The sequence below is a fragment of the Rothia sp. CCM 9419 genome, from assembly GCF_048512815.1.
Classification (GTDB): domain Bacteria; phylum Actinomycetota; class Actinomycetes; order Actinomycetales; family Micrococcaceae; genus Rothia.
In genome coordinates, this window is record NZ_JBLXXY010000002.1 from 218,414 (window position 1) to 231,165 (window position 12,752).

11 protein-coding genes are annotated in these 12,752 nt (G+C 46.9%); 3 read left to right on the forward strand and 8 right to left on the reverse strand.

The annotated features are described in order from the left end of the window. Window positions 1-70: 70 nt before the first annotated feature. Entirely contained in the window at window positions 71-850 is a 780-nt protein-coding gene (tpiA, locus tag ACN08W_RS02895) for a triose-phosphate isomerase (protein WP_419103483.1), read from the forward strand. A 190-nt stretch (window positions 851-1,040) separates the two neighbouring features. Further along, window positions 1,041-1,295, forward strand: coding sequence for a preprotein translocase subunit SecG (gene secG / locus ACN08W_RS02900; RefSeq protein WP_419101767.1), 255 nt, complete (start codon window positions 1,041-1,043; stop codon window positions 1,293-1,295). A gap of 117 nt (window positions 1,296-1,412) precedes the next feature. Here secG and pgl read toward each other — a convergent pair whose 3' ends face one another. From pgl to tkt, 5 genes are all read right to left on the reverse strand, one after another. Further along, the gene (gene pgl / locus ACN08W_RS02905) at window positions 1,413-2,186 is read right to left on the reverse strand and encodes a 6-phosphogluconolactonase (RefSeq protein WP_419103482.1); all 774 of its coding nucleotides are present in this window, start codon (window positions 2,184-2,186) and stop codon (window positions 1,413-1,415) included. Further along, entirely contained in the window at window positions 2,179-3,162 is a 984-nt protein-coding gene (locus ACN08W_RS02910) for a glucose-6-phosphate dehydrogenase assembly protein OpcA (protein WP_419103481.1), read from the reverse strand. The genes pgl and ACN08W_RS02910 overlap by 8 nt, the downstream gene beginning before the upstream one ends. After that, complete coding sequence (zwf, locus tag ACN08W_RS02915; RefSeq protein WP_419107379.1) at window positions 3,159-4,694, reverse strand: glucose-6-phosphate dehydrogenase; 1,536 nt, start codon at window positions 4,692-4,694, stop codon at window positions 3,159-3,161. The genes ACN08W_RS02910 and zwf overlap by 4 nt, the downstream gene beginning before the upstream one ends. 116 nt (window positions 4,695-4,810) lie before the next feature. Further along, window positions 4,811-5,914: a transaldolase gene (tal, locus tag ACN08W_RS02920; RefSeq protein WP_419108761.1), complete on the reverse strand. Its 1,104-nt coding sequence runs from the start codon at window positions 5,912-5,914 to the stop codon at window positions 4,811-4,813. A 37-nt stretch (window positions 5,915-5,951) separates the two neighbouring features. After that, the gene (gene tkt / locus ACN08W_RS02925) at window positions 5,952-8,066 is read right to left on the reverse strand and encodes a transketolase (protein WP_419108762.1); all 2,115 of its coding nucleotides are present in this window, start codon (window positions 8,064-8,066) and stop codon (window positions 5,952-5,954) included. Between the two features lie 415 nt (window positions 8,067-8,481). Here tkt and ACN08W_RS02930 point away from each other — a divergent pair, with 415 nt between their 5' ends. Further along, window positions 8,482-9,459, forward strand: coding sequence for a heme o synthase (locus ACN08W_RS02930; RefSeq protein ID WP_419108763.1), 978 nt, complete (start codon window positions 8,482-8,484; stop codon window positions 9,457-9,459). Between the two features lie 66 nt (window positions 9,460-9,525). On the opposite strand, the gene ACN08W_RS02935 is transcribed toward ACN08W_RS02930, so the two are convergent. From ACN08W_RS02935 to ACN08W_RS02945, 3 genes are read right to left on the reverse strand one after another with little or no spacing between them, the layout of a single operon-like run. Beyond that, window positions 9,526-10,602: a COX15/CtaA family protein gene (locus ACN08W_RS02935; RefSeq protein ID WP_419108764.1), complete on the reverse strand. Its 1,077-nt coding sequence runs from the start codon at window positions 10,600-10,602 to the stop codon at window positions 9,526-9,528. A gap of 39 nt (window positions 10,603-10,641) precedes the next feature. Beyond that, window positions 10,642-11,409, reverse strand: a complete 768-nt coding sequence (locus tag ACN08W_RS02940; RefSeq protein ID WP_419103475.1) for an ABC transporter permease — start codon at window positions 11,407-11,409, stop codon at window positions 10,642-10,644. Beyond that, window positions 11,406-12,431, reverse strand: a complete 1,026-nt coding sequence (locus tag ACN08W_RS02945) for an ABC transporter ATP-binding protein (RefSeq protein ID WP_419108765.1) — start codon at window positions 12,429-12,431, stop codon at window positions 11,406-11,408. The genes ACN08W_RS02940 and ACN08W_RS02945 overlap by 4 nt, the downstream gene beginning before the upstream one ends. Between the last annotated feature and the right edge of the window lie 321 nt (window positions 12,432-12,752).

Sequence of the window (12,752 nt, forward strand, 5' to 3'; positions counted from 1 at the left end):
CCAACTCGGTGCACATATCTAGGCTTACAATAAAAATCGCCGCATCAGCGGAGAAAAGGACTCAACAAATATGACCCGCAAACCTTTTATTGCCGGTAACTGGAAAATGAATATGGATCACACCCAAGGTGTGACTTTGATGCAGAAGCTCGCGTGGACTCTTGACGACGCAAACTTCAACTACGACAACACCGAAGTTGTTGTGTTCCCACCCTTTACCGATATTCGCTCCGTGCAGACCCTCGTAGATGGGGACAAACTTCAGGTACGCTACGGTGCACAAGACCTATCCGATAAAGACTCTGGCGCATACACCGGAGATATCTCCGGAGCATTCCTCTCAAAACTTGGTGCACGCTATGTTCTCGTCGGACACTCAGAACGTCGTACCATCCACGCCGAAAGCGATGCTATCTGCGCAGCAAAAGTACAAGCTGCATACCGTCACGAACTCACCCCCGTCTTGTGTGTTGGTGAAGGGCTAGAAACTCGTGAAGCTGGAAACCACGTTGAATTTACTCTGGAACAGCTTCGTGGCTCCATTGAAGGACTCACCGCAGAACAAGCTGAAACACTTGTGATTGCATACGAACCAGTATGGGCAATCGGCACCGGAAAAGTAGCAACTTCTGCTGACGCACAAGAGATGTCTGCAGCAATCCGAGCTGAAATGGAGAAACTCTACAACGCTGACGTTGCTGAAAAAGTTCGTGTACTCTACGGCGGATCTGTTAAAGCGACTTCTGCACCAGAAATTTTGGCAGAAAACGACGTTGACGGTGTTCTTGTTGGTGGCGCTTCTCTCGATGCTGCTGAGTTCGCTCAGATTGCACATTTCGACGCACGCTAAAATAATCTCAAAGGGCTTAAACTTCTGGTGGTATATACAGAGCATCAATATCACCAGAAGTTTAAGTACCTATAGATGGCGAAGAAGTTCAGAATATAGAAGAACTCATTAGCCATCGGAGCAAAAATTAGCGTATAGTTTTCTTGTGCCCTTATCGGGCTTAATACACAATTGCGGACGAAAGGCTCTCGTGGAGACTCTCAAAATCACGTTGATGGTGATTATCGCTATTGCGAGCGTACTAACAATCTTGTTGGTGCTCCTGAACCGTAGCAAGGGCGGCGGCCTTTCAGATATGTTCGGAGGTGGCATGACTACCTCCCTAAACTCATCAGGGTCTGCCTCAAAGAACCTCGTGCGACTAACCATTACGGTTATCCTCATCTGGGTATTTGCTATTGTCAGCTACGGTTTGGTGCTTCGTTTCGAAAGCGCAATGGTCTAAAGAAAAGTTTTTATATAACAACATTAAAAAGTTGGGGTTCTCACTAATAGCAGTGAGAACCCCAACTCTTTTTTACTTCTTTAAAATTCTATAGGACATCTTCTCAATACCGTACCACTATTTCTGGTGAGCAGAATCTGTGATGAGAATAGTCGTTCGTTCTAATGCCCTCGCCCCACGAGCAGGTGTCTGGCGAAGCATTTGAGCCGTAATTTTCTCATACGGTAAATCTCGCGTCTCTACGAGTCGAGAAGCCGCCTGAATCTTATCTTCACCAGAGATTAAGAACCATATCCGACGAGCATAACAAATAACAGGTAGCGTTAACGAAACTCGAGTACTTGGAGGTTTAGGAGACTGATGGATAGCAACAGCAATATTCTCGGTATCGAACACTTCATCCCGCTCAGGGAACAACGAAGCAATATGCCCATCTGGACCCATTCCCAAAAGTAGAACATCAAAAAGAGGAGTCTTCTGATCTGTTGAGGAATGTTCTGCTAACTCACGAACATATGCCTTTGCGGCTTCTTCTGGGCTATCAAAAACATCACTAGCACCCATACGATGAATATTGTCAGAAGGAACAGAAACCTGCGAAAAGAAGGCATCATATGCCTGCTTTTCGTTACGGTCGTCATGCCCCGTCGGAACGAAACGTTCATCAGACCACCAAAAATGCACGTTCTCCCACGAAAAGTCCTCTAAAAACTGAATATAGTGGGGGAGAGTCTCTAACAATTTAGTGCCCATACTGCCACCGGTGAGACACACATCAGCACGGTTGCGTACACGTAAAGACTCTTGTATTACCTCAAAAAAATGCTGAGCCGTATTTTGTGCAAGTTCTTCTGGCGTTGTATAAGAAATAATTTCCGGCTTTTTAAGCATCGAAAGGCTCCGTCCATTCTACGCCTTCAGGTTTATCTTCATCGCTGCTTAGCTCAACCAAAATATTACCTTGGTGGAGAGCCTCTTGTAAGACTTCACCATAGACTTCATCAGGGTCAAGACGTCGAAGTTCCTCCGCTAAACACTCAGCAAGGGTTCGCACTGGAAGAGCAATCTGCTGATGAGGAGTACCGGGAGAGGACACTGTAGCAATATTTGTTTCAGGACGATCTATCACAATCGAACCGTCTTCACGTTCTAAAACAACTCGATACAAGCCACGTTCTAATTTAGTAGTTGCCAAATTGACCTGTGCATCGAGCCGATGACCAAGCCACGCACCAAGCAAAACAACAGAAGGCGATTGAGCAGAACCATAAACCACAACTCGTGTAACCTTTTGAGGTGGCACCTGATCTAGAATAGCTGCTAATTGTATTCTCCATAAGGTGAGTCTGCTCCATGCAAGATCAGTATCACCAGCAGAATAACTTTCAGAAAGTTTTTCCAACGTAATCATTGGATCTGCCTCACGGGCAGAGTCGGTGATACGACGCTGAGCTATCCGACCGATAGAATGGCGTGCTGGATGATCAGGAACAGAATGTGGCCACCACACAACAATAGGAGAATCTGGTAGGAGCAACCCCGAGATGAGAGATTCTGTTGCGTGAGCAGCTTGCCCCCAACCTCTCAACACAATGAGGTCAGAAGCTCCAGCTTCTCCACCAACCTCAATCTTTGCATCTAACCGGTTCTTAGCATCTGCGTCTTCGCTAATATGCATGATGATACGACAAGGATGCTCATGAGATGCTCGCTGAGCAGCTTCTAACGCGGCAGAAGAATGCCCAGGATCAGCCAAAATGACGAGGGTAAGAACTCGACCTGATGTGGTATTACCAGTCTCTTCGCGAAGACGCGAGATTTCTTTTTCAATACGAGCGGTATCTGTCTGTTCAAGATGAGAAATCATGGGCGTCTCCAAACACGATGATCGCGAGCTAATAGTAAGTGAGCAGATTCAGGCCCCCAAGAACCGGGAGCATAAGGCTCCGGCTTAACCTGGTGTTCTTGCCAATACTGTTCAAAAGGATCAAGAATTTTCCATGACAGCTCAACTTCTTCATGGCGGGGGAACAAAGGCGGTTCACCCAACAGAACGTCGAGGATAAGACGCTCATAGGCTTCAGGAGATTCTTCTGTGAAAGAATGGCTATACCCAAAGTCCATGTTCACGTCTCGAATCTCCATCTGAGTTCCAGGAACTTTAGAAGAGAACCTAATAGTGATACCTTCATCGGGTTGGACTCGAATCACGATAGCGTTCTGCCCAGCATCGTCACTATTGTTAAATAGTAGATTAGGTGACTTTTTAAGTATTAACGCAATCTCCGTTACACGTCGCCCAAGACGCTTGCCTGTCCGTAGATAGAACGGCACACCCGCCCAACGTCGAGTATTAATATTGAGCTTGATTGCGGCAAAAGTTTCTGTTCGAGAATCCGCAGGAATATCTTTTTCGTCAAAGAAACCATTTGCTTCTTCTCCACCTTGATAACCACCGGCATATTGCCCAATAGCAAAAGCCTCTGCAAGGTTCTCTGGAAGAGTCACCGCATCAAGAACTTTCTCTTTTTCTGCGCGTAGATGATGAGCATTAAAACTAATGGGCTCTTCCATGGCTGTCAAAGCTAATAGCTGTAAAAGATGATTTTGGATGACGTCTCGAGCTGCGCCGACACCATCATAATAGCCTGCACGCGAACCAATACCGATAGGCTCTGCCATCGTAATCTGTACATGGTCGATATAGTTAGCGTTCCAAAGTGGCTCAAACATCTGATTAGCAAAACGCATTGCCAAGATATTCTGTACTGTTTCTTTGCCAAGATAATGGTCGATACGGAATACCGAATCCTGAGGGAACACCGACTCAACAATAGAGTTAAGCTCTCGTGCAGACTCTAAATCGTGCCCAAAAGGCTTCTCAATAACAACACGACGCCACTCACGTGAACCTTCTTGTTGCTGTGCTAACCCGTGCTTTGCAAGCATCTGAAGGACCTGCTCAAAAGCTTTAGGAGGTATTGACAGGTAGAATGCGTGGTTCCCTTGAGTTCCACGACTCTCCTTCAGCTCGTCGAGAGTCTGTTTGAGCTGCTCAAACGCGTTGTCATCGTCAAAAGCACCTTGAACAAAACGGATACCAGAAGAGAACTGGTTCCATACATCCTCCCTAAAAGGAGTTCTAGAATGTGCTTCGACTGATTCGCGCACTTGATGACGGAAATCATCATCTGACCACTCGCGACGTCCAAAACCGACAAGACCAAAATTAGGAGGAAGTAAACCACGATTGACTAAGTCATAAACCGCGGGCAGTAGCTTTTTACGAGCAAGATCGCCGGTAACTCCAAAAAAGACCAGAGAACTCGGGCCGGCAACGCGGCTCAGTCTTTTATCGCGAGAGTCCCTCAACGGGTTAGTTTCGTGACCGTTAGGCACAGTACATATTCCTTAGAAAGATTGTTGTGTATTGGCGGCAACCTCTCCATCGTAGGGGAGGCTGCCGCCAAGAGCGAGTTCGCGCCAGTAGGGTGATGACGTCTAACGCTAGAAGATTATGCTGAAGCTAGTGCTTGACGAATAGTTTCGAGAAGCTCTTCCCACGAAATATCGAACTTCTTAAGTCCTTCGTCTTCCAAAAGCGTAATGACCTCTTGATACGAAATACCTAGAGACTCGATGGCGTTAAGGATTTTATCGGACTCATCGTAGGTAGAGGTAATGGTATCTCCCGTAACAACACCGTGATCATAAGTCGCTTCAAGAGTTTTCTCAGGAACGGTGTTAACACATTGTGGCGCAACAAGACCCGTAACGTACAAGGTGTCAGGAAGCGCTGGATCTTTAGTTCCGGTGGAAGCCCATAGCGGACGCTGAATATTCGCACCAGCTGCGGCGAGACGTTCCCAACGCTGTGAAGAGAATGCTTCTTCAAAAACCTGATAGGCCAAACGAGCGTTTGCCAAACCAGCTTTACCTTTGAGAGCTTTAGCCTCGTCTGTGCCGATAGCCTCAAGGCGAGCATCAATCTCAGAATCTACACGAGAGATAAAGAACGAAGCTACAGAATGAATCTTTGACAAATCTTTACCATTTTCTAATGCTTGCTCTAAACCAAGCATATATGCATTGATTACTGCGCGATAACGGGATAACGAGAAAATAAGCGTCACGTTAACAGAAATGCCCTCAGCTAGAGTCTGAGCGATTGGCTCAAGACCTTCTTCTGTAGCTGGAATCTTAATCATCACGTTTTCGCGATCAACACGAGAAGCTAGAGCTTTTGCCATAGCTGCAGTTTCAGCTGACTGACGAGCTAGACGTGGATCTACCTCGATAGAGACGCGACCGTCGCGTCCTTGAGATGATTCATAGACAGGAGCAAAAATGTCGCAGGCTGCACGAACATCGTCGGTGGTAATGGTGAAGACAGCTTCTTCGACGTCTACGCCTTCTTCTGCAAGTTCTTTAACCTGCTCAGCATAAGACTCTCCTTGAGAAAGTGCGCCAGCGAAGATGGTGGGGTTGGTAGTTACACCTGCAACATTGCGAGAAGAGATAAGTTCTTCAAGGTTCCCAGAGGTGATGCGCTCACGGGAGAGATCGTCAAGCCAAATAGATACACCAGCATCGGTGAGTTTTTGAGTAGGGGTAGTCATAAATTACATCCTCATGATTGTAGGGAGTGTGAAAGTGTTATCGGGTGGTAGCAGAAATAGACTCTTGAGCTGCTTGTACAACAGCTTCTGGAGTGATTCCAAATTCGCGGTAGAGAACGTCTGCACCAGCTGACGCTCCAAAATGTTCTAGAGAGACAGCGCGGCCGGCATCTCCAAGAATGTCGTACCAGCTCATTGCAGATCCTGCTTCAACCGTAACTCGAGCTTTAACTTCTGGAGGGATAACGCTGTGACGGTATTCCTCAGACTGTTCAGCAAACCATTCACGAGAAGGCATTGAAATCACTCGTGCAGCTACGCCCTGCTCTTTCAAAAGAGAACGTGCGTTGAGGGCAATTTCTACTTCTGAACCAGTCGCAATCAAAAGAACGTCAGGGGTTCCTTCTGTATCAGCAAGAACATAACCACCACGTGCAGTACCTTCTGCTGACGCAAATTTTTCACCCTCAGCTTCAGGATGAATGTCTTCTCGTGCGATATTAACAAGGTTCTGGCGTGAAAGAACCAACCCCACCGGGCGATCTTTTGTCTCGAGAACTTTCCGCCACGCAACCGATGTTTCATTACCATCTGCAGGGCGCACAACATCCAATTGAGGAATTGCTCGCAATGCTGAAAGGTGTTCTACCGGTTGATGCGTTGGACCATCTTCTCCTAAACCAATAGAGTCGTGGGTCCACACAAAAATATTAGGAACACCCATCAACGCCGCAAGACGAACTGCTGGACGTTGATAATCAGAGAACACAAAGAACGTGCCGTTGAACGGACGAGTCGGCGAAGAGAGTGCGATACCGTTGCAGATAGCCGCTGCAGCATGTTCACGGATACCAAAGTGCAAGACTCGACCATATGGGCTGGCATTCCAACTGTCAGTGCTACGAGAAACAGGATTGAAAGATGACGCGCCGTCAATAGTGGTGTTATTAGAACCAGCAAGGTCCGATGAACCGCCCCAAAGCTCAGGGAACGTATCAGCAATAGCGTTGATAACTTTTCCAGAAGCGGCACGTGTTGCAATGCTTGAGCCAGCTTCAAAAGTGGGGAAAGCCTGCTCATAGTTTTCTGGAAGCTCACCGGCACTTAGACGCTCATAGAGTTTAGCTTCTTCAGGGTGCTCTTGCTTCCACTTTTCAAAGAGAGTGTCCCACTGCTGTCGAGACTGTTCTGCACGTTGCCGAACACTACGAGTATGCTCAAGAATCTCATCATCAATATAGAATGATTTTTCAGGGTCAAACCCAAGGACTTCTTTGGTTGCAGCAACCTCATCAGCACCGAGCTTAGAACCGTGAATACCGCCGGTATTCTGCTTATTGGGAGCAGGCCAACCAATAATAGTGCGTAACTCAATAATGCTGGGCTTATCTGTAACTTTTTTAGCCCGTGCAATTGCCTCATAGAGCTCTTCAACATCTTCAACGTAGTCACCACTACGCGTCCAGTCTACACGTGCAGTATCCCAACCGTATGACTCGTACCGTTTGAGGATATCTTCTGTGAATGCGACGTCAGTGTCGTTTTCAATGGAAATATGATTGCGGTCAAAAATGACGACGAGGTTTCCAAGCTCCTGATGCCCAGCAAGCGCACAAGCTTCAGCTGTCACACCCTCTTGGACGTCTCCTTCAGAAGCAATGGTGTAAATAGTATGGTCAAAAGGTGACTGACCAGCAGGGGCTTCAGGATCGAAAAGTCCTCGCATGCGTCGTTGCGCATACGCAAAACCAACAGCAGAAGCTAGTCCTTGCCCCAACGGACCTGTCGTAATTTCAATACCGCGAGTATGACCGTATTCAGGGTGACCAGGAGTGAGTGCACCCCATGTGCGAAGAGCCTTGAGGTCGTCCATCTCAAGGCCATAACCACTCAGATACAGTTGAATATAAGCGGTAAGTGAGCTGTGACCGGGGGAGAGAATGAAACGGTCACGTCCTGCCCAACGATCATCACGGGGATCATGCTGCATGACCTTCTGATAGAGCAAATATGCAACGGGGGCTAAGCTCATTGCCGTGCCTGGGTGTCCCGAACCTACTTTTTCAACAGCATCTGCCGCTAAGATTCGGGCTGTATCAACAGCTCGTTGGTCCTTCTCTGTCCAATTGAGTTTTTGATCAAGATGTGGCACGTTGTCTCCCTTTCATAGAGATAGTGATGCGATACAGCGGTTACAGGAACGACATTAGTACAAATAGTTCAGGATGTTTAGCTGTACAACTGCACATTAAGTTAGTTCTAAGGATAATTGAAAATACGGCAGGAAGGAGGACTTTCCTCAACTTCTCGTGATGTCGGTTCTGTTCCTTAGCCTATTGCGTGCTTTATTATGATTATTCTTCTAAAAGGTATAGCATTGGTTTGACAGTCTGCTCCTTTAACATGCTCAAAATCGGTTGTAGGTATCCCCAAAGTAGAGGCAACACCACCGAAAAGAGCTGAAGAGTGAGGACTTAATCTCACCCGAGAAGATTTCACCATATGAAATACCCAACGGGAATACTAACTACACACATACAACGATTCTGGTAGGGAGCCCAACGTTAGTGAAGGGTCTAAGCACACATCGCGGCACTGAAGCTCAAACAACAGCATCAGACACGCCCAAAGGATCGCGCAAAGTGAGCCTTATGCGTAAGCTCATCGCCTATATTCACCTGACAAAACCTCAGGTGATTGAGCTTCTCCTCGTCACAACCGCCCCAACCATGATGTTTGCGGCGGGCGGAATGCCCCCCTTCTGGCTTATTATCAACACCATGGTTGGCGGAGCTATGGCAGCCGGCGCATCCGGTGCTTTCAACTGTTATATCGACAGAGAAGCAGACCGCCTCATGAAAAGAACAGAACGTCGCCCACTCGTCACCGGAGAAGTCAGCGACAAAGAAGCACTCATCTTTGCGTGGGCCCTAGGCATTATCTCGATTGTTTATCTATGGGTTCTCGTTAATCCTTTTGCAAGTGTACTCGGACTCATCGCTATCCTTCTTTACGTTGTGTTCTATTCGCTCTACCTCAAACGTCGCACCACACAAAATATTGTGTGGGGAGGCCTTGCCGGATGTATGCCCGTATTCATTGCGTGGGCCGCCGTCGAAAATACCATCAGTTGGGCAGCAGTAGTCCTTTTCACCGTCATCTTCCTCTGGACACCTCCACACTACTGGCCGTTATCGATGAAATACGCCGAAGACTACCAGCGAGCGGGAATCCCCATGCTTGGGGCTATCGCACCTGCTAAGAGCGTCTCTGTGCAAGTCGTCCTATACTCTTGGGCCATGGTAATTTGTTCTCTGCTCCTTGTCCCACTGGGCGGGGCAGGATGGGTCTATACCCTGACCGCTATTGCCAGCGGTGCTTGGTTCCTCTACCACTGCCACCGTCTGCACGCTTTAGCTATTGCTGGAGAAGCTACTAGCAGAACAGCAATGACTGTCTTCCACGGTTCCATTACCTATCTCACCGTACTCTTTATTGCTGTGGCGATTGACCCATTCGTCGGACACACACTGATTACCTTATAAAACACCACATAACAAAGCAGGGGTGCCCCAGAGTTTTTCTGGGGCACCCCTGCTTTCATATCAAAATCATATAACAGTACGCTCTTGAGCCAACTGTCGTGACGACTGAGAAGCTATAACCAATTGACGCTCTGCAGCAGAAATAGCCGCCCACGTAAATAATGCAGAGCCTAGTAAATGCATCTCGACCAACCATACCGGAAGACCATTAAAGAACTGTATGTACCCAACAATCCCCTGATAGACGACAACAGCTAGAACCCAATACCAGCTACGGCGTAGAGCCTGAGACCACTGATGTTTTCGTGCCAAATAGAGGGAACTAAGAATAACCATAAGATAGGCCCATACTGAGAAAGAATGCATCCGAGTCACTACCCACGGGTTAAAAGCATGCCGGTGTGCGCTCGGATCACCTGCGTGAGGCCCTGTACCAGTTGTTACTGTTCCCATAAAAATAAGGAAACACACCAACATCACACTGACCCAACCCAAATATTTAAGAAGAGCCACGCCCTGAGGGACGTCCTCATCCGTCATTCCCTCACACTCAAGAACGCCTGATTCAAAGTATCTACGTACACGGTTCAGATAACACGCACCTAAGGCAATCATGATGGCAGAAAGCATGTAATGCGCTGTAACCATCCACGGGTTGAGTTTAAGCAGAACAGATAAACCTCCCACAACAGCTTGAACAGGGATTCCCCAAAGCAACAAGAGAGAAAGATTAAAAAGGTCCGAATACTGGTGTTGTGAGTGAGATAAACCTGTAAAAAGTTTCTTCCACCATTGAGACAACGAGGTTGCTTCAGGCAGAGCAATTCGAAGAATTGAGAGAAACGTCAAACCAGTAACAATAATTAAGACAAAGGTCAGCATTCGGTTACCAAACTCTACAAGACCATGAATACCCATCTCTGGGGTTGTTGTCCAAGAACCAGAAGACGTGCATTTAGGCCAGGTGTCACACCCCAGCCCCGAACCGGTAAGGCGTACAATACCGCCAGAAACAATCAAGACGATATTAGCGATGACCACAGCATAGGCCATTTTCAGAACATAAAGATTTGGTGTATACGGAAGGCACACAGAAATAAAATGTGCTTTTACCTCACGGATACGTGCTATAAGCGAAGACAAATAAACCACCTTCAGAGGGGATTGCAGGGTGTGATGTATTTATGCGGACCAACGGAAAAACTTTGTAGCTAAACCGACACAAAGCACCGTCCACATCAGAAGTACAAGATGAGGGATAAGAGCAAACTCATGAGATAAAAACTCAGCTCTCAGGGCATTACCTAGAGCGCCAGAAGGGAGAAAGTCCACAAGCCTTCCCGCAACACTCGGTAAATGGTGCGTGGGCAATAACGTACCGCCAACTGCCGCAAGAATAGCCCATGCCATATTGACGATAGCTAAAGTTGCCTCAGCACGTACCGTTCCTGCAATGAGCAACCCCAAAGCTGTAAAAGACGCCGCACCTAATAATAATGTGGGAAGAGAAGATATGACCGCACCCCACTGAGGAGACCAACCAAGCGTCAACGCCACCAATACAACAAGAACGTACTGAAGGCATAAAACACCTAAAACGGCACACACCTTTCCAACAATAAGACCAGTCTTTCCAAGGGGAGTCGTCGATAGAAAACGCAAAACTCCATAACGACGGTCAAAACCCGTGGCGATACCTTGCCCCGATAACGCAGTAGAAATAACACACAACGCGAGAACACCGGGAACCGCAATGTTGATACGAGTGCTGTGTAATTCTTGAGCAAAAGAATCTAAGAAACTTGTCCAACTCATCACATAGAGTGCCATGATGGGGAACGCAATATTGAGCATCAGCTGTTCACCATTTTTCAGCATGGCAACAAGCTCATATCGCCCCTGTGCACGTAAGCGTGTGCTCAAAGAAGCTGAACGCGGTGTCGAAATCATGATGAGGACGTTTCCTTTCCTGCGATATCAAGAAAGACATCTTCGAGGGTTCGTGAAGAAAGCTCCATACGTTGTGGGAGAAGTTGACGGGCCGCTAAACTTGCCGTTAGCTCAGCCAAAATACGGGGAGTAATCTCACCGGTCAGAGTATAAGAACCAGAATATGCGGTACTCAACGATAGACCTTTAGACGAAGTCGGTAAGAGCTGAGTAATACTCAAAGAATCGTCAGAGAGTGAAAAATGAAGTGTCTTAACATCTGTTGTTGACTGCTCAACAAGTTCAGGAACAGTTCCTTCTAATACGTTCCGTCCGGCACCAATAATATAAACATAATCAGCAAGCCGTTGAGCATCATCCAGCAGATGAGTTGTCAAAACAATAGCAGTACCTCGATTTTTCTGCTCGGTAATTAAATCAAAAACTACCTGACGAGAATGTGGATCAAGACCTGCCGAAGGCTCATCGAGAAAGAGAATCTCAGGTTTCCCAATAAGAGCTGCCGCAAAAGCAACCCGCTGGCGCTCGCCACCTGAAAGCCTCCTAATATTGGTGCCGTTAAAAGTGTCAATACCTAGCCGTTGAATCAGCTCGTCAAGAGGATACGTCTGCTGATACATCGCTGCGATGTGTTCAAGCAACGGAATAGGGCGCAAAGATTGAGGTAATCCGCCATCTTGTAACATGATGCCAACTCGTGCCCGAAGCTCTGCAGAAGCACCCCACGGATTATGTCCTAGAAGATGAATTTCTCCGCTTTCGGGTTTTTGAATCCCCTGTGCACATTCTAAGGTAGTAGTTTTTCCTGCACCATTAGCACCAAGTAAAACGGTTACTTCTCCGGCAAGAGCTTCAAGGCAGATTCCATCTACTGCTCGAACTGTCCCTCGATGCGTTAAGTGATGAGGGTGTTTTTTGCGGTAGCTCTTTGAAGGCTTATATTCCTTGACTAACCGAGAAATTCTCAGTGAGGAGGGTTTCTCATCACTGGCTCGTGAACTCTTGTCTCTATCTTGTGGCACCGTATTATTCTACGTGCTCACACTAGAGTTTTTAGGTAATCGATAACCGAAAACTCCTTAATGATGCCTATAAAAACCTTGAAGAAACCTGTCTATTTCCCTTTTATAAGTTTGCGACACTGCTCTAAAAAATATTTTTCTTGTTGTGCGCGGTAGCAAAAATTATTCTCAAAAAAGATTTTTAAAACAGCGTTTAATTTATAAATTAGCTAGTCAAAGCACCTTTTATTGTCTTTATTGGCTCTTGCAAAAAGGCAGTAGCCCCATTACTCGAGGGTGTTAATCAGTGCTAAAAGTTTCCGTCTGTGCCTAAGTGTGATA

Coding starts and splice junctions, on each gene's coding strand:
- tpiA (WP_419103483.1), top strand. CDS start 71: ATGACCCGCAAACCTTTTATTGCCGGTAACTGGAAAATGAATATGGAT.
- pgl (WP_419103482.1), bottom strand. CDS start 2,186: ATGCTTAAAAAGCCGGAAATTATTTCTTATACAACGCCAGAAGAACTT.
- ACN08W_RS02910 (WP_419103481.1), bottom strand. CDS start 3,162: ATGATTTCTCATCTTGAACAGACAGATACCGCTCGTATTGAAAAAGAA.
- tal (WP_419108761.1), bottom strand. CDS start 5,914: ATGACTACCCCTACTCAAAAACTCACCGATGCTGGTGTATCTATTTGG.
- ACN08W_RS02940 (WP_419103475.1), bottom strand. CDS start 11,409: ATGATTTCGACACCGCGTTCAGCTTCTTTGAGCACACGCTTACGTGCA.